The 15354-nt window shown below is 70.0% G+C and carries 17 protein-coding genes and 1 tRNA gene; 5 read left to right on the top strand and 13 right to left on the bottom strand.

What is annotated here, in order from left to right; translation table 11 throughout:
• Positions 1-79: 79 nt before the first annotated feature.
• The gene (locus BN996_RS02095) at positions 80-403 is read right to left on the bottom strand and encodes a DUF8134 family protein (RefSeq protein ID WP_004041667.1); all 324 of its coding nucleotides are present in this window, start codon (positions 401-403) and stop codon (positions 80-82) included.
• 303 nt (positions 404-706) lie between these two features.
• Here BN996_RS02095 and BN996_RS19945 point away from each other — a divergent pair, with 303 nt between their 5' ends.
• Together BN996_RS19945 and BN996_RS02090 are read left to right on the top strand one after the other, a co-directional pair.
• Entirely contained in the window at positions 707-871 is a 165-nt protein-coding gene (locus BN996_RS19945; RefSeq protein WP_007275457.1) for a hypothetical protein, read from the top strand.
• Between the two features lie 101 nt (positions 872-972).
• On the top strand, positions 973-1647 hold the full coding sequence (locus BN996_RS02090) for a DUF7119 family protein (protein WP_089776954.1): 675 nt from the start codon (positions 973-975) through the stop codon (positions 1645-1647).
• Here BN996_RS02090 and BN996_RS02085 read toward each other — a convergent pair.
• A complete protein-coding gene (locus BN996_RS02085; protein WP_089776953.1) occupies positions 1635-2879 on the bottom strand; it encodes a M20/M25/M40 family metallo-hydrolase in 1245 nt (414 codons plus the stop codon). The genes BN996_RS02090 and BN996_RS02085 overlap by 13 nt on opposite strands.
• 86 nt (positions 2880-2965) lie before the next feature.
• Here BN996_RS02085 and BN996_RS02080 point away from each other — a divergent pair.
• Positions 2966-3039, top strand: a tRNA-Lys gene (locus BN996_RS02080).
• A 481-nt stretch (positions 3040-3520) separates the two neighbouring features.
• On the opposite strand, the gene BN996_RS02075 is transcribed toward BN996_RS02080, so the two are convergent.
• Genes BN996_RS02075 through BN996_RS02060 form a run of 4 tightly spaced genes read right to left on the bottom strand, consistent with a single transcriptional unit; the run spans position 3521 to position 7010 of the window.
• A complete protein-coding gene (locus BN996_RS02075; RefSeq protein ID WP_004967506.1) occupies positions 3521-3832 on the bottom strand; it encodes a ferredoxin family protein in 312 nt (103 codons plus the stop codon).
• Positions 3829-5202, bottom strand: a complete 1374-nt coding sequence (locus BN996_RS02070; protein ID WP_089776952.1) for an FAD-dependent oxidoreductase — start codon at positions 5200-5202, stop codon at positions 3829-3831. The genes BN996_RS02075 and BN996_RS02070 overlap by 4 nt, the downstream gene beginning before the upstream one ends.
• On the bottom strand, positions 5199-6230 hold the full coding sequence (locus tag BN996_RS02065) for an electron transfer flavoprotein subunit alpha/FixB family protein (RefSeq protein ID WP_089776951.1): 1032 nt from the start codon (positions 6228-6230) through the stop codon (positions 5199-5201). Before BN996_RS02065 ends, BN996_RS02070 begins: the two co-directional genes overlap by 4 nt.
• Positions 6231-7010 (bottom strand): electron transfer flavoprotein subunit beta/FixA family protein, encoded by a 780-nt coding sequence (locus BN996_RS02060; RefSeq protein ID WP_089776950.1) that lies wholly within the window; start codon positions 7008-7010, stop codon positions 6231-6233.
• Between the two features lie 144 nt (positions 7011-7154).
• On the opposite strand from BN996_RS02060, the gene BN996_RS02055 reads away from it, so the two are divergent.
• Complete coding sequence (locus BN996_RS02055; protein WP_089776949.1) at positions 7155-7766, top strand: universal stress protein; 612 nt, start codon at positions 7155-7157, stop codon at positions 7764-7766.
• Positions 7767-7787: 21 nt separating this feature from the next.
• On the opposite strand, the gene pepF is transcribed toward BN996_RS02055, so the two are convergent.
• A complete protein-coding gene (gene pepF, locus BN996_RS02050) occupies positions 7788-9587 on the bottom strand; it encodes an oligoendopeptidase F (protein ID WP_089776948.1) in 1800 nt (599 codons plus the stop codon).
• Between the two features lie 84 nt (positions 9588-9671).
• Positions 9672-9827, bottom strand: a complete 156-nt coding sequence (locus BN996_RS19940; RefSeq protein WP_007276194.1) for a DUF7563 family protein — start codon at positions 9825-9827, stop codon at positions 9672-9674.
• Positions 9828-9973: 146 nt separating this feature from the next.
• Between BN996_RS19940 and BN996_RS02045 the strand changes: the two genes are divergently transcribed.
• Positions 9974-11311, top strand: a complete 1338-nt coding sequence (locus BN996_RS02045; RefSeq protein WP_089776947.1) for a M28 family metallopeptidase — start codon at positions 9974-9976, stop codon at positions 11309-11311.
• 6 nt (positions 11312-11317) lie between these two features.
• On the opposite strand, the gene BN996_RS02040 is transcribed toward BN996_RS02045, so the two are convergent.
• From BN996_RS02040 to hisS, 5 genes are all read right to left on the bottom strand, one after another.
• Positions 11318-11641: a hypothetical protein gene (locus tag BN996_RS02040; protein ID WP_089776946.1), complete on the bottom strand. Its 324-nt coding sequence runs from the start codon at positions 11639-11641 to the stop codon at positions 11318-11320.
• A gap of 134 nt (positions 11642-11775) precedes the next feature.
• Positions 11776-12423, bottom strand: a complete 648-nt coding sequence (locus tag BN996_RS02035) for an HAD family hydrolase (protein WP_089776945.1) — start codon at positions 12421-12423, stop codon at positions 11776-11778.
• Between the two features lie 87 nt (positions 12424-12510).
• Complete coding sequence (truA, locus tag BN996_RS02030; RefSeq protein ID WP_089776944.1) at positions 12511-13362, bottom strand: tRNA pseudouridine(38-40) synthase TruA; 852 nt, start codon at positions 13360-13362, stop codon at positions 12511-12513.
• A 73-nt stretch (positions 13363-13435) separates the two neighbouring features.
• Positions 13436-13882, bottom strand: coding sequence for a universal stress protein (locus tag BN996_RS02025; RefSeq protein WP_089776943.1), 447 nt, complete (start codon positions 13880-13882; stop codon positions 13436-13438).
• A 141-nt stretch (positions 13883-14023) separates the two neighbouring features.
• The gene (gene hisS / locus BN996_RS02020; protein WP_089776942.1) at positions 14024-15319 is read right to left on the bottom strand and encodes a histidine--tRNA ligase; all 1296 of its coding nucleotides are present in this window, start codon (positions 15317-15319) and stop codon (positions 14024-14026) included.
• Positions 15320-15354 lie beyond the last annotated feature (35 nt).

The following is a 15354-nucleotide window of genomic DNA, read 5'->3' as shown; positions in this document are numbered from 1 at the left end:
TGTCGATATACGTGCCCACGTAAGGCCCCGAGCGTACCGTCAACCCTTCCCGGTGCTGCCCAAAAGAGGATAATGTTGCCTACTCGTCGTCGTCGCCGCGTCGAACCGGGAGGACGACCCGCTCGCGGTCGATATCGACGAATTCGCCCTCGCGGAGCCTGCCGACCGGGACCCAGCCGGGCACGCCCGTCTGGCCGCAGGCGATGCACTGACCGTACACCTTCGCGGAGACGGTTCTGCCGTCCGCGCCGACGTCGAGGACGTTCTCGACGACGAAGTCGGGAAGCTCGCACCCACAGAATGACGGGTCGTCGAGCCGCCAGAGCTCGCTCACGCTCACTTCTCTGGCGTCGTTCACGGAGACCCACGCCCCGTCGTCGAGGACGCGCAGGGAGACGCTCATACCTCACCTTCCGCGCTCCGGCTACCTATGCGGGACGGCGCCCGCAATCCCCGCGGGGGAGCGCGACGCCCGCTTCGGAGGTAGTTCGACCGTAGTCGTGCGATTGTGCCGAAATCGGCCGTCAGAGGTAGGGGCAACCCGTTCCGGTAGCCGGGAGTGGGGGTACACATTACAGGTGCGGATTCCCTTATGCGGGTCCGGCCGGTACGTGGTGGTGATGAGTGACCACCGCACCGCCGTCCGACAACACGCCTCCGCCGACGTCGCCCCAGAGCTGTTCGAACAGTCCACGGAGGGTGACGCATGACCGGCGAGGCAGAACTCGAACCCGAACGCGACCGCGACGCGGAGGCCGACCCGTCCGCCGAGGCGGAAGACGAAGACCCCGCGGCCCACCTCAAGGACCTCGAAGACGGCGCGGGCTGTACCGAAATCTGGTCGCACCTCTCGGAGTCCCGCGAGGAGTAATCTCTCTGTCCTCTCGTTCGCGTTCGCTTGCGGTCCGTTCGCGCGCGAATCTCGCCTCTCGGGGGGACGTTTTTAAGCCCGAACGCGCTATCGATTCGTAGATGACGAACGACGAACGCCGACGAACGACCGAGGTTCCGGCCGACCGACGCGAACCGGTCGGTGAACCCGTCGTCCGCGGCGACCCCGCCGTCACGGGCGACCGCGCCCGCGAGGCCGTCGGCTTCGACCCCACCGACCCCGACAGCCTCGCCGAGGCCGCCAGAACGGTTCGCTCGTTCGCCGAGTCCACCGCCGGCGACGACGACCACGTGTTCATGCTCCGCGGCGCGGCCGCCTGCGCCGCGCTCGTCCGCGGCGTCGGCTCTTACAAGCGCGCCGCCGAGCGGGCCGGCGGCGACGTCTCCGTCTCCTTCATCCGCAAGTGGGCCCGCGTCCACGACCTCCCGCAGTCGGTCCGTCGGCACGTCGCCCGCGGCCGCATCGCGCCCACGGCCGCAAAGCACATCGCTCGCGTCTCCGGCGACGCCAGACTCCACCTCGCGTGGGCGACGCTCGACGCCGGGCTGACCGTCCGCGAGGTCCGCCGGCTCGCCAGCGAGGTCAACGACGGCACGCCCGTCGTAGACGCTCTGTCGGACCACGGTGTCGACATCGGCACGCTCGACGTGACGCTTCCGGCCGACGTGTACCTCGAACTCCGCCGCCGCGCCTCGCTCGAAGATTCGGCCCCCGGCGACGTGGTCGCCGACGCCCTCGACGACTACCTCGACTGAAGGAACCGCGCCGCCGTCTCGCGAATCACGTCCCGAGCGACCTCGACTTCCGCCCACTCGACGGTCTCGTCCGGAAAGTGCGCGTGGTCGATGTCGCCCGGGCCGAACAGTACCGTCGGAATCCCCGCCTCGACGTAGTGCCGCGAGTCCGCGCCGTAGGTCGCGCCGACCGGTTCGTCGTCGCGGCCGTCGGCCCGGAGCGCCGCCCGCAGCGACTCCACGACCGGTTCGTCGGCGTCGATTTCGGCCGGTTCGAACTGCACCGAAAACCGCTCGAACGCCGGCGGGTGCGCCGAGAGCCACTCGTCGTCGGCGACGACGCTCGCCAGCCGCTCGTCGAACGCCGCTTCGACCTCGGCGACCGTCTCGCCCGGCGCGACGCCGAGTCGCCACTCCGCGGTGAGCGTCCCCGCGACGCTCGACGCCCACGACCCCGCTTCGACGCGGCCGACGCAGACGGGCCACGGTATCGGGTAGTCGAAAAGCGGGTGCGAGACCGCGTCGGTCCGCTCCGCTTCGAGGTCGAAAAACGCCCCCCGAATCGCCTCGAACTTCTCGATGACGTCCACGCCGCGCCACCGCGAGGCCGCGTGCGCCGTGCGTCCGGTCAGTCGGAGCCGCTTCATCACCGACCCCTCGGTGGCGACGACCGGCTTGAGCCGCGTCGGCTCGGCGACGAGCGCGGCGTCCCGCTCGAACGGGTAGGGGTTGTCGACGGCGGCCGCCGCGGCCCCGATGCCGCCGTCTTCCTCGCCGGCGACGCTCTCGACGACGACCCGCCCGTCGAGGTCGAGGTCGCCCGCCTCGACGGCGTCGCGCAGGTCGAGCGCCGCGAAGACGCACGCCGCGAGCCCCGCTTTCATGTCGGCCGCGCCGCGGGCGCTGACGGTGCCCGCGTCGTCGTTCCAGTCGGGGATGTACGGGTCGTGAGACCACAGCCCCCTGTCGGCTGGCACCACGTCGACGTGCCCGTTGAGGACGATAGTCCGGCCCGCGTCGGGGTCGCCGAACTCGACCACGCCGGCGACGCTCGGGCGGTTCGCGGTGTCGATGTCGTCGGGGTCGTCCGGGAACGACGGGTGTTCGGCCAGTCGCTCCGGGTCGGCGGTCCACTCGTAGGTGTCGAACTCGAAGTCGTGCAGCCGGTTTCTGACCCACTGCTGGGCCGGGGCCTCGGCGCGGGCGACGCTCTCGAACCGGAGCAGCGTGTCCACGAAGTCGCGCAGGTCCATGATGTGGGAGACGGCAACGGGGTACAAAGCAGGCGGGGGCTGTGAAAATAAACGCTTATCAGTATCCCCACTTAAAGAAACTCCGAGGGCTGGTAGCTCAGTTAGGCAGAGCGTCTGGCTTTTAACCAGACGGTCGGGGGTTCAAGTCCCTCCCAGCCCGTTTCTACTCCGAACAACCGTGAGGAGTGAAACGGCTTCGAGAGATTGAACCCGACCAGTCGCGCACAGCGAAGCGAGCACGTCTGGGCTCGGTTCGAGTCCCTCCCAGCCCGTTTCTGCGACGGAGTTCGTGCGGAGCGACGGCTCTGTAGGTTCTCATCGGGACCAACAGCGTGAGCGAGCGACAGCGCGCGCCGTCGCACTCGCGAAAACGACTGGTTAATTCTCGTGCCGTGCGATTTCGTTCAACAGGCACCGAACCTCGGCTTCGATAGGCGGCGACACCGTCAGCAATTCGTAGAACGCTCCGTCCTTGCGAAAGCCGAGTACCACTTCGTCGACACCGGTCTGCTCCCCCAGATTCAATCGGAAACACTCGTCTGACATCAGTCACGTCCCCGAGAACATATTGGTTGTCCAACTATATCTCGGTTTGGGAAGGTAGGGGAGCCGAACACCCCGAAATCAGCGGATCGGTTCTCTCAACCCTGCTTGAACACGACGCCGCCGCCGGTCTTCGGGTAGCTCCACTCGACGTTGTCGTACGGACAGCCGTAGCGGCAGGTCCCGCATTCGAGGCAGTTCTCGTAGGCGATGGACGGCACGCCGTCGCCGTCGGGGTCGACCGTCCACACCGCCGCGGGACAGACCGACGTGCACTCGTTTGTGGTGCAGTCGGCGCAGACGTCCGGGTTCTCGACGCCGAGGTGTGACTCGCCGGCGTCGCGGTACTTGACCGTGTACAGACGGTCTTCGATGCTCACGTCGGGAACGTGGGGTTGTGCGGTGCTCATGATAACATCCTCCGGAAGCGCCAGGCGCGTTTCGCCGCGCCGAACCAGCCGCCGGCGGCGGCGACGAGGTGGTCGCGGGCCGCGCCCGTGTGTTCGTCTTTCGACGCGCGGTCCATCTTGAAGTACTCCGTCTCGGCGCTGGCCAGCGCGCGCGGCAGGTCCTCGAAGAGGAACTGTCGGTCGGCCGCGATGGTCCGCTGGAACCAGTCGTAGTGCCGGAGGTTCTCGACCACGAACGACTGGTCGAGGTCGCGCGCGTAGGCGGCGAGCGCCTCGGCGTCGCTCCGGCCGTCCGCCAGCGCGGCCGCGATGGCCTTCCCGGCGTGGTAGCCGCTCTCGACGGCCATGTTCGTCCCTTCGAGGTGGACGCCGCTGTTCAACACGAGGCCCGCGGCGTCGCCGACGACGACCGCCCCGTCGTGGACGAGGTCGGGCATCGCGCGAGCGCCGCCCTCGGGGACGACGTGGGCGCTGTACTCGATGCGACGGCCGCCGCGGATGAGCGGGGCGACCGCCGGGTGCGACTCGAAGGCGTCGAGCGTCGCCTCGGGCGTCTGGCCGGCCGCGGCGTCTTCGACGCGGTAGACGACCCCGACGCTCACCGAGCGCTTGTTCGTGTAGACGAAGCCGCCGCCGACGGCCTCGCCGACGGCCCCCTCGCCGAAGTACTGGTAGGCCGCGCCGGCGTCGCCGTCGAGCCGGAAGCGGTCGTCGATGGTGTCGCGGTCGAGTTTGAACACCTCTTTGACCGACACCGCGACCGCGTCGCGCTCGGGGCGTTCCTTGAGGTCCGCGCCCTCGCTCACCAGCGAGTTCGCTCCCTCGGCGAGCACGACGACCGGGGCGTGAATTTCCCCGTCCGGGCGGTCGGTCGTCACGCCGACGACCGCGCCGCCGTCGCGGAGGAGGCCCGTGACCGTCGTCTCGGTGACGAGCGTCGCGCCGGCCTCGACCGCCTGCTTCGCGAACCACTCGTCGAACCGCCGTCTGAGGACGGTGTAGGAGTCGTTGTGGGGCTCGTCGCGCCACGCGCCGGGCCGCATCGAAACCGCGGTCTCGTCGCCCTCTGACGAGAGTATCGAGAAGCGCTTCTCGGCGACGTAGCGTTCGAGCGGCGCGCCGTCGATGTCGACTAACTCCCGAATCGTCGGCGTGTAGAGCACGCCGCCGAAGACGTTCTTCGTCCCCGCCGCGGGGCCGCGTTCGAGCATCAGCACGTCGAGGCCGTCGCGGGCCATCGTCAGCGCCGCGGCGGTCCCGGCCAGTCCGGCACCGACGACGACGGCGTCGTACGCGTCGTCGTAGTTCGGCGTCTCGGTCCGGAGCGTCGGGCGTTGCAGGCCGCCGGCCGTGGTCGCCTCGTTGCTCATACCGCCACCTCCCGTTTCTCGCGGACCATCGCAGTCAGCGCGGGAAGCACCTCGTGGAGGTCGCCGACGATGCCGTAGTCGGCGTGTTCGAAGATGGGCGCGTTGGGGTCGGTGTTGACGGCGACGACCACGTCGCTCCCGTTCATCCCTTCGAGGTGTTGGACGGCACCCGAGATGCCCGCGGCGACGTAGAGGTGCGGTCGGACGGTCTTGCCCGTCTGGCCGACCTGCCGCGCGGGTTCGACCCAGCCCTCCTCGACGGCGGCGCGGGTGGCGGCGACCTCGCCGCCGAGCGCCTCCGCGAGTTCGACGAGCGGCGTCACGTCGCCCTCGCAACCCGCGCCGCCGGCGACGATGACGTCCGCGTCGGTGATGTCGACGACGCCGCCGACGACACGTTCGAGAACGGTCGAAAGCGTGTCTTCCTCGGCGACGACGACCTCGACCGATTCGACGGCGTCGGCCGCGCTCTCCGTTCCGTCGGCGGGTTCGCCGGCGTCGAACACGCCGGCGCGGACCGTCGCCATCTGCGGGCGGTGGGCGGGGCACTTGATGGTCGCCATCGCGCTCCCGCCGAACGTCGGCCGGCTCGCGAGGAGGAGTCCCGCCTCGTCGACGGCGAGTTCGGTGCAGTCGGCCGTGAGGCCGGCGTGGGCGGGCACGGCGACCCGACCCGCGAAGTCGCGGCCGGTGTGGGTCCCGCCGATGAGGACGATGCTCGGCTTGCGCGCCTCGACGAGCGCGCGGAACTGCTCGCCGTAGGGGTCGGCGCGGTACGGTTCGAACACCGGGTCGTCGGCGAGGAGCGCGCGGTCGGCCCCGCGGGCCACCGCCTCCTCGGCGAGGTGAGAGACGCCGTCGCCCACGACGAGCGCGACGAGCGATTCGCCCGTCTCGTCGGCGAGTTCGCGCCCCTTCGCGAGGAGTTCCCACGACACCGGCGCGGCCTCTCCCTCGTGCTGTTCGACGAACACCCAGACGTCCCGGTAGTCGGCGACGTCGATTTCCGGCCCGCTCGCGGCGCTCATCTAGAGCACCTCCGCGAGGTGGTCGTAGAGTGCTTCGACGCTGTCGACGCGCGTCCGCTCGCGTTCGACCGGCGAGGCGGTGTCCATCCCGCCGACCTTCGTCGGCGAGTTGGCGAGGCCGACCCGGTCTTCGATTTCGAGGTCGGCGGCGGTCCACTGGACCGGTTCGAACTCGGTCTCGGCGAATATCTTCCGGTGTAACCCGGCGGGTCGCGGGTCGTTCGCGCCGAACACCATCGCCACGACGACGGGGAGCGCGGCGGCGACGCGCTCGTAGCCGCCTTCGACGTCCCGCGTGCCGACGAGGACGCCCTCGTCGGGTCGGGGGTCGAGCGACTCGGTGTAGGTGAGTTGCGACCAGCCGTTGTGGGCGGCGATGCCCGGCGGTACCTGTCCGGTCGAGGAGTCGGTGCTCTCCTCGCCGCAGATGACCACGTCGGCGTCGAGTTCCTCGGCCGCCCGCGCGAGCGCGAGGCTCGTGGGCCACGTGTCGCTGCCGCCGAACGCCCGGTCGGTGAGCAGGACGCCGCCGTCCGCGCCCGCGGCGACGGCCGCCTGTAGGACCGCGCTGGCCGGCGGCGGCCCCATCGTGATCGCGGTCACGGTCCCGCCGACGGCGTCGCGGAGCGCGAGCGCGGACTCGACGGCGTTGTGGTCGGGCTTGTTCAGCACCGCCGGCGCGTCGGAGCGGTTCAACGTCCCCGTGTCGGGGTCTATCGTGACGTCGTCCGCATCGGGAACCTGCTTGACGCAGACGACGATGTTCCATCCGTCATTCATAATTTGACGACGCCGTCGCGTGCGGCGCTTACCGGAGAGAGGGCGTTCTGGGGTACATACGGACCCGGTCGTTCTCGAAATATAAGAACCGAATACGCGATATTACTCCGTTCCCCGCGTATCCTGGCTCAGGAGGGCCAACAAATGTACACCAAAATCGTCGTTCCCGTCGACACCAGCCCGGAGTCAATGAACGCGGCGAGTCACGCGGTTCGCCTCGCGGACGCGGTCGGCGCGTCCGTTCACGCGCTGTACGTCGCCCGACCGCCCGTTGACACCGACGACGACGGCGAGCGCTCGCAGTCGCGGAGCGAACGCGCCTTCGCGGACGTGGCCGAACGCGCCGAGGAGCGCGGCGTCGACATCGAGACGAGCATCCTCGTCGGCGACCCCGCGGCGTCAATCGCCGACTTCGCCAACACGCATCGCGCCGACCTCATCGTGATGGGGACCCACGGCCGCGAGGGCGTCGACCGGCTGGTGAACGGGAGCGTCGCCGAGCGCGTCGGCCGACTCGCCAGCGTCCCGGTGACGACGATTCGACTCCGAGACGGCGAGCAGTCCGTCCGGTCGCCGCTCGACGCACAGCGCATCGCGCGCGAAAAGCTCCGGCACGCCGGCCACGACGACGCCGTCATCGAAGCGCCGTCTCAACAGCGGTCCGCGTGGGTCGTCCACGCCGCCGACGACCGCGGCGAGTACAACGTCCACATCAACAGCGCGTCCGGGCAGGCCAAACTCGTGCAGGTCGGCTGAGCCGCCGCCGCGATTTTCGGTTTATTCGAGGTCGAGGAGCGTCGCGGCCTCGTCGAGGAACTCGCCGTACACCGACATCGCGTCCTCGATGGGTTCGGGCTCGGTCATGTCGACGCCGGCGGTCCGGAGCACGTCGAGGGGGTACTCACTGCCGCCGAGCGCGAGCGCCTCGCGGTAGTCCGCCGCGGCCGACTCGCCCTCCTCGCGGATGCGCTCGACGATGGCCGCCGCCGCCGAGATACCCGTCGCGTACTGGTAGACGTAGTAGTTGTAGTAGAAGTGCGGGATGCGCATCCACTCGCGGGCGATGCGGTCGTCGGTCGCCGCGGGCTCGTAGTACGCCGCCTTCAGGTCGCCGTACAGCTCGTCGAAGCGGTCGGGCGTGAGCGCGCCGTCGTCCTCGATTATCTCGTGAATCTGGAGTTCGAAGTCGGCGAACATCGTCTGGCGGAACAGCGTCGAGCGGAACCGTTCGAGGTACTCGTCGAGGACGTGCGTCCGGAGTTCGTCGTCGTCGACGTTCTCCAAGAGGTACTCGGTCAGGAGCGTCTCGTTGACCGTCGAAGCGACCTCGGCGGTGAAGATGTCGTAGCTCGCGTCGTGCCACGGCTGGGCGTCGTTGGCGAGTTCGGAGTGCATCGAGTGGCCCAGTTCGTGGGCGAGCGTGAACATCGACGCTGGGTCGTCCTGGTAGTTCATCATGATGAACGGCTGGGTGTCGTAGGTGCCCGCGGAGTACGCCCCGGAGCGCTTGCCGCGGTTCTCGTACACGTCGACCCAGCGGTCGTCGAGCCCCTCGGCCATCCGCTCCTGATAGGCCTCGCCGAGCGGTTCGACGGCCTCGACGATGTACTCCTTCGCCTGTTCGTACGGAATCTCGGGGCCGTGGTCGCCGGTGAGCGAGACGTACAGGTCCCACATCCTGAGTTCGTCCGCGCCGATGGCCTCCCGCTTCAACTCGGCGTGGCGGTGGAGGTGGTCGAGGTTGTCGCGGACGGTGTCGAGTAAGTTGTCGTACACCGCCACGGGGACGTTGGGGCCGTCGAGGGCGGACTCGCGGGCGGTCTCGTAGCCGCGGATGCGCGCGGTCTTCACGTCCTTCTTGACGCTGTTTTTCAGCGAGGTGCCGACGGCGTTGCGCACGTCGGCCCAGCGGTCGTAGAACTCCTCGTGGACGGTCCGGCGGAACTCGCGGTCGGGGTGTTTCTGGAGCTTCGTGAAGTTGCCCTGCGTGATTTCGACCGACGTGCCGTCGGGCTTTTCGACGGTCGGGAATTCGAGGTCGGCGTTGGCGAGCATGGAGTAGATGTCGCTGGACGCGCCGGTCACGTCCGAGAGGTCGGCGAGGACTTCTTCGACCTCCGCGGAGCGGGTGTGTTCCTTCGTCCGGAGCACGTCGTCGAAGTAGTGCTCGTAGGCCGCCAGCTCGGGTTCCTCCTCGACGAACTCGTCGACGCCGTCGCGGCCGAGCTCCTGCAGTTCGGGGTCCAGATAGCTGACCGCGCTCCGGGCCCTCGACGCCAGCGCCTCCGCGCGGCCGGCCTGCGCTTGGTACTCCTGATTCCGCGTGTCCTGACTGCTACGGAGGTTCGCGTAGGAGACGACCATCGACACCTCGCGGAGCACGGACTCCATCGTCTCGAAGAGTTCGAGGAGCGTCTCGGGGTTGTCGGTGGCGCGACCCTCGTAGCTCGCCAGTTCGGGGACGCGCTCTGCGACGTCCTCGTACGCCGCTTCCCACTCGTCGTCGGACGCGTAGATGCTGTCGAGGTCCCACTTGTACTCCTCGTCGATGTCGCTCCGCTCGGGAACCGAACTCATGTCGGCTACTTTGACGCGCGCGCGGCTGGTAAGCCTTATCAATCGAGGGGCGGTGCGGGGTCGAAGCGGGCGACCGCGACCCGGTCAGTGGCGGGTCGCCCTCGCCTCTCGGACCTGCGAGCCGTCCCGGACTAAGTCCTCGCAGTGCGGGCAGACGCGGGGGTCGTCCATGCCCTCCGGGGCGAACACCCTGACGTAACCTTCCGTGACGAAAGAATCGCAGTTCTGACATGTCGGCATGGCGGTCGTTCGTACCACGTCAACTGAGTTAGATGTTATGGGCGATTTTCGGCATCCGACACCGACTCCGGCCCCGGCCGCGGGGGGTTCGCTCGGCGGGGTCCGGCGGCGCAAACCACTTTGACCGGCGGGCGTGTGGATGCCCCATGGACGACCTCTCCCCCGCGGTCCGCGAGGCGTTCGCCCGGACGTGGGTCGACGACCGCCCGTGGGCGTTCCTCACCGATTTGACCGCCATCGGCGACCGGATGGCCGGCGGGCCGGGCGACCGCCGCGCGAGTACGCTCGTCGCCGACGCCTTCACCGACGCGGGCGTCGGACGAGTCGAGTTCGACCCCTTCGAGATGGCGCGCTGGACCCGCGGCGACACGACGCTCGACCTCACCGCGCCCGACGAGCGGCGCTTCGAGGCCGTCGCGCTCCCGTACGCTCCGCGGGCGACCGTCTCCGGCCCGCTGGTCGACGTCGGCTACGGCACGCCGAGCGAAATCGACGCGGCCGACGTGGACGGCGCGCTCGCCGTCGCCAGCGCGACCACCCCCGCCGGCGGCCGGTTCGTCCACCGGATGGAGAAGTTCAACTACGCGATCGAGTCCGGCGCGGTCGGATTCGTCTTCGTCAACCACGTCCCCGGGCAACTCCCCCCGACCGGGGCGCTCCGCTACGACGAGGAGGCCGCCGCCCCCGCGGTCGGCGTGAGCGCCGAAACCGGGTCGTGGCTGACCGACTACGCGGCCCGCGGCGGGAAGGCGACCCTCGCGGTCGACGCCGAGACGACGCCCGGCGAGAGCCGGAACGTCGAGGGTCGCGTCGGCCCCGACACAGACCGCGAACTCCTCCTGTGTGCCCACTTCGACGCCCACGACATCGCCGAGGGCGCGCTCGACAACGGCTGCGGCATCGCGGTCGTCGTCACCGCGGCGCGACTGCTCGCCGAGATGGACCTCGACCTCGGCGTGCGCGTCGTCGGCGTCGGAGCCGAGGAACTGGGTCTGACCGGCTCCGAACACCTCGCAGACCGCCTCGACCTCGACCGCGTCGCCGCCGTCGTCAACGTCGACGGCGCGGGTCGGTTCCGCGACCTCGTCGCCCACAGCCACACCTCGGAGGCGACCGCCGAGGTGGCCACGCGGGTCGGCAACCAGACGCGCCACCCGGTCGAAATCGAGCCCGAGCCGCACCCGTTCAGCGACCAGTGGCCGTTCGTCCGCGCCGGCGTCCCGGCGCTCCAACTCCGGAGCGAAAGCGGCGAGCGCGGCCGCGGCTGGGGCCACACCCACGCCGACACCCGCGACAAGGTCGACGACAGAAACGTCCGCGAACACGGGATGCTCGCCGCGCTCGTCGTCCGCGAACTCGCGGCGGCGGCCGCCGACGGGGGGATTCCGCGACTCGGCGACGACGAACTCGCCGCGGCGTTCCGCGACGCCGACTTCGAGACGGGGATGAAGGCCGCGGGCATCTGGCCCGACGGCTGGGAGTAGCGCCGGTCAGTCGCGCGCGGCGGGGTCGGCGTCGCCGCCGCGGTCGCCGTCCGAGTCATCGCGCCCGTTTGCCTCGCCGTCTGCGACTTCGACCGTCAGATTCGCCTTCGACAGCGCGCTCTCGGTCGCGGCCTCGACGACCATCCCGGCCCCGATGACGACGTAGAACATCCCGTAGACGAACGCCGGCACGGCCATGAGGAGGTAGAGCGCGAGGCCGGCGATACCCGTCAGGCTGGCGAGGAAGCCGCCGACAGCGTTGCCGACGCCGATGATAAACAGGCCGAAGACGATGCGGAGGGTGGCGTCCCACGCGGTGGACCGGTCCATGCGAGAGCAGACGGCGAGCCGCGTGATGTGTCTACTGGTCGATACGTGGGACGGGGGAGCGGCGGGCACGCGGCGCGGGGTCGCAGTGGGAACACGGCGCGGCTCCGTGGCGGCCGGAGGTCGCCTTCCCGCGCTCAGCACACCGCGAGCAGTTCGTCAAGCGAGTCGAGTTCGTAGGTCGGCTCGGCGGCCAACTGGTAGCCGTCGCGGTGCGGCCGGCGGATGAACGCCGAGTCGATGCCGGCGCGGTCGGCCGCGACCACGTCGACGTTGCTGTCGCCGACGTAGAGCGCCGAGTCGACGCCGAGTTCGCCCATCGCGCGCTCGATGTAGTGCGGGTCCGGCTTCTTCACCCGCGCGCCCTCGACGGTCGGGTCGCGGCCGTAGGCCACCTCGAAGCGGTCGCCGATGTCGAACACGTCGAGGATGTGCTCGATGGTCGCGTGCTGGTTGTTGCTCACGACCGCCAGCGGGTGGTCGATGTCGTCGAGGGCGGTCACGTCGTCGTACAGCGGTTTCGTCCCGTCTTCGAGACACGTCCGCTGGGTCGCCGCGGCGTGGGTCTCGTGGCGCGACCAGAACTCGTCGACCGGCACGTCGTGGACAGAACAGATGCGGCGCAGGCGCGTGAGGCCGCCGTTGATGACCCCGTCGACCGTCTCGGTCGTCGGCTCGACGTCGAACTCGGCGAACGCCCGTCTGACCGCCTCCCGCTGGACTTCGAGGAGCGTCGGCTTCGTCAGCACGCCGTCGTTGTCGAAGATGACAGCGTCGTAGCACATGGTCGAACGGTTCGCGCCCGAGTCACGATAACGTTGCTATGTGCGACCCCGACCGCTCCGGAGGGCTATTGACTCCTCGCGCGTCCGTCAACTGCGGTCTTCGCCGCCGCCGACGGTGCGGTCGCCCGCCTCTCGCCGGACGCCGTCGCGGATGCGCGAGCCGACGCGCCAACCGATGCGGTCCGCGAGGGCCTGCTCGCCGAAGGCCGCGGCGGCGCTCTCGGCGGCCATCGAGTCCACGTCGAACTCGACTCCCGGGTAGTCGACCGCCGTGAGGAGCAGGGGTGTCGGCGGCGCGGGCGGGACGCCCTCGGGGCCGTCGAGGTGGTCGGGACCGAGCACGTCGTCCACCTTCGACGGCGGGGCCGCGCCCGACCCGACGGCGCGGACGAGCGAGACGAGTCGGCGGACGAGTTCGCGGGCGAAGCCGCCGGCCTCGACGCGCACGAGGAGGAAGTCGCCGTCGCGGGTCAGGTCGCCGTCGATGGCCCGGACCGTCCTGTGGTCGTCGGGCGTGAGGTTGTGGAAGTCGTGTTCGCCGCGGCAGGCGTCGAAGGCGTCTCTCGCCCGGTCGTCGTCGAAGCCGTCGCTCGGGGCGTGGAGGTCGTAGACGTACTCGCGGCGGGTCGGTCGGTGCCGGGCGTGGAAGTCGTCGGGGACGTCGGCGGCGGCCCACGCCCGGACCGTCCCCGGGAGCTCCGAGTTCAGCGCCCGCGGCGTACACCAGTCGGGGCAGTCGAAGGCGACGGTCTGGGCGAGCGCGGAGACGCCCGCGTCGGTCCGCCCGGCGGCGGCGTAGCCGGCCGGCTCCTCGTCGTCGTCGCAGACGCCGAGCGCGCGGCAGGCGTCGAAGAGGGCGTCCTCGACGGTCGGCACGTCCGGCTGTCGCTGGAACCCGTGGTACGGGCGTCCGTCGTAGGCGACGCGGAAGGCGCGCATGCCGGGTGCTTTCCCGGCGGACTACTTAACCGACGCCACCCGCGCCGTCGCGGCGCGGTTCACCCCATCTCGCTCACTCGTCTTCGACCGGCGAGTCCTCGCTGCGGACGGAGAGTACCGGCACGTCGGACATCCGGAGCACGCGCTCGGTGACGCTCCCGAGCAGGTAGCGCTCGATGCCGCGGCGGCCGTGGGTGCCCATCACGATGAGGTCGGCGTCTATCTCCTCGGCGTACTGGAGAATCGCCCGGTGCGGCGAGCCGTGTTCGACGGCCGTGACGACCTCGATACCGGCCGCCTCAGCGGCCTCGACGGCCTCAGAGACGATGCGCTCGCCTTCCTCCTCGTAGGCGCGGACGAGGCCGCCGGCGTCGAGTTGCGTGGCGTGGAGCACCCGCTCGTCGACGACGTAGAGGGCGTAGAGCGTCGCGTCCGCCGTCGCGGCGAGGTCGATGGCGCGGTCGAGCGCCTCGTCGCCGGGGGCGCTGCCGTCGAGCGGGACGAGAATCCTGTCGTACATGTCACTCGCCCGTACGACGGGCGGAAACAAAAGGGCGCGCGCCGGTATCGGGGCGCGGGAATCGCGGGGCGGGTCGGCCGGCGCGAGAGTGGAGTTGGCCGGCGCGGGCGTCGGGTCCGCCCCCGCGACCCGCGGCGCGGCCTACTCGTAGTCCTCGTAGGTCGGCGCGTCGCGGTCGCCGGGGAAGTCGTCGACGGGGACGGTGGTCTGGTCGCCGCTCGCCATGTCCTTGACGGTCACCTCGCCGTTTTCGAGGTCGCGCTCGCCGACGATGACGACCGTGTCGGCGTTGACGGAGTCGGCGTAGGACATCTGCGCGCCGAAGCTCCGGTCGGACACGTCGACCTCGACGACGTTGCCCGCCGCGCGGAGGTCGCGGGCGATATCTGAGGCGACGCCGCGGGTGTCGCCGACGGTGAGGAGGTAGTAGTCGGTCGCCAGCTCCTCCTCGGGCCAGACGCCGGCGCGCTGACAGAGCAGTTGGAGCGTCGCGTTGCCGATGCCGACGCCGACGGCGGGGGTGGGCTGGCCGCCGAACGACTCGATGAGGTCGTCGTAGCGGCCGCCGCCGAACGTCGCCCGCGACACGTCGCCCGTGGAGTCGAAGCACTCGAAGACGACGCCGGTGTAGTAGTCCAGCCCGCGGGCGGTCGTCAACGACACCTCGCAGAACTCGCCCGCGCCGAAGTCGTCGGCGGCGGCGAGGACGTTCCGGAGGTTCTCGACCGCGGCCGCGACGTCGTCGCCGCCGAACTCGGCGATTTCGTCGAGGTCGCCGCGCTCGATGAGGTCGGCGAACTCGCCGGCCTGGTCGTACGAGAGGCCGGCGTCCGAAAGCAGGCCGAGGTACTCCTCGCGTTCGACCTTCTCGGACTTGTCGACGGCGCGGACCGCGTCGGCGACGTCCACGTCGGCGTCGAACGACCGGAGCAGGCCGCCGAGGATGTCGCGGTGGGAGACGCGGAACTCGAAGTCGTCGCCCGTGAGACCGAGGTCGGTCAGCGCGTCGGCGCAGAAGGCCAGAATCTCGGCGTCGGCCTCCGGCTCCGAGGAGCCGAAGATGTCGGCGTTGGTCTGGTAGAACTCGCGGAAGCGACCCTGCTGGACCTGCTCGTAGCGCCAGAAGGGCCGGGTCGAGACCCACTTGATGGGCTTCGACAGCGCCTGCTGCTTGGCGACGACCATCCGGGCGACCGTCGGCGTCAGTTCGGGCGTGAGCGCGACCTCGCGGCCGCCCTTGTCCTCGAAGGCGTACAGCTCCTCGACGATTTCCTCGCCGGACTTGTCGACGTACATCTGGGTCCGTTCGAGGTGGGGCGTTCCGATTTCGCGGAAGCCGTAGCGGGCGGCGGCGGTCTCGACGGTGTCGACGACCTCGCGCCGGGCCGACATCTCGCCGGGGTAGAAGTCACGAAATCCCTTGAGTCGGTCGTACATGCGCGTTGGTTGGCGAAGGTCGCGCTTGAAACCTG

This window comes from Haloferax massiliensis (genome assembly GCF_001368915.1).
Lineage (GTDB): Archaea > Halobacteriota > Halobacteria > Halobacteriales > Haloferacaceae > Haloferax > Haloferax massiliensis.
Note: the sequence above shows the minus strand (reverse complement) of the source record. Positions and strands in the feature narration are given on the sequence as shown.

Bases quoted from the DNA above. Each gene is read 5' to 3' on its own strand.
- BN996_RS02095 (WP_004041667.1), bottom strand. From the start codon at position 403: ATGAGCGTCTCCCTGCGCGTCCTCGACGACGGGGCGTGGGTCTCCGTG.
- BN996_RS19945 (WP_007275457.1), top strand. From the start codon at position 707: ATGACCGGCGAGGCAGAACTCGAACCCGAACGCGACCGCGACGCGGAG.
- BN996_RS02090 (WP_089776954.1), top strand. From the start codon at position 973: ATGACGAACGACGAACGCCGACGAACGACCGAGGTTCCGGCCGACCGA.
- BN996_RS02085 (WP_089776953.1), bottom strand. From the start codon at position 2,879: ATGGACCTGCGCGACTTCGTGGACACGCTGCTCCGGTTCGAGAGCGTC.
- BN996_RS02075 (WP_004967506.1), bottom strand. From the start codon at position 3,832: ATGAGCACCGCACAACCCCACGTTCCCGACGTGAGCATCGAAGACCGT.
- BN996_RS02070 (WP_089776952.1), bottom strand. From the start codon at position 5,202: ATGAGCAACGAGGCGACCACGGCCGGCGGCCTGCAACGCCCGACGCTC.
- BN996_RS02065 (WP_089776951.1), bottom strand. From the start codon at position 6,230: ATGAGCGCCGCGAGCGGGCCGGAAATCGACGTCGCCGACTACCGGGAC.
- BN996_RS02060 (WP_089776950.1), bottom strand. From the start codon at position 7,010: ATGAATGACGGATGGAACATCGTCGTCTGCGTCAAGCAGGTTCCCGAT.
- BN996_RS02055 (WP_089776949.1), top strand. From the start codon at position 7,155: ATGTACACCAAAATCGTCGTTCCCGTCGACACCAGCCCGGAGTCAATG.
- pepF (WP_089776948.1), bottom strand. From the start codon at position 9,587: ATGAGTTCGGTTCCCGAGCGGAGCGACATCGACGAGGAGTACAAGTGG.
- BN996_RS19940 (WP_007276194.1), bottom strand. From the start codon at position 9,827: ATGCCGACATGTCAGAACTGCGATTCTTTCGTCACGGAAGGTTACGTC.
- BN996_RS02045 (WP_089776947.1), top strand. From the start codon at position 9,974: ATGGACGACCTCTCCCCCGCGGTCCGCGAGGCGTTCGCCCGGACGTGG.
- BN996_RS02040 (WP_089776946.1), bottom strand. From the start codon at position 11,641: ATGGACCGGTCCACCGCGTGGGACGCCACCCTCCGCATCGTCTTCGGC.
- BN996_RS02035 (WP_089776945.1), bottom strand. From the start codon at position 12,423: ATGTGCTACGACGCTGTCATCTTCGACAACGACGGCGTGCTGACGAAG.
- truA (WP_089776944.1), bottom strand. From the start codon at position 13,362: ATGCGCGCCTTCCGCGTCGCCTACGACGGACGCCCGTACCACGGGTTC.
- BN996_RS02025 (WP_089776943.1), bottom strand. From the start codon at position 13,882: ATGTACGACAGGATTCTCGTCCCGCTCGACGGCAGCGCCCCCGGCGAC.
- hisS (WP_089776942.1), bottom strand. From the start codon at position 15,319: ATGTACGACCGACTCAAGGGATTTCGTGACTTCTACCCCGGCGAGATG.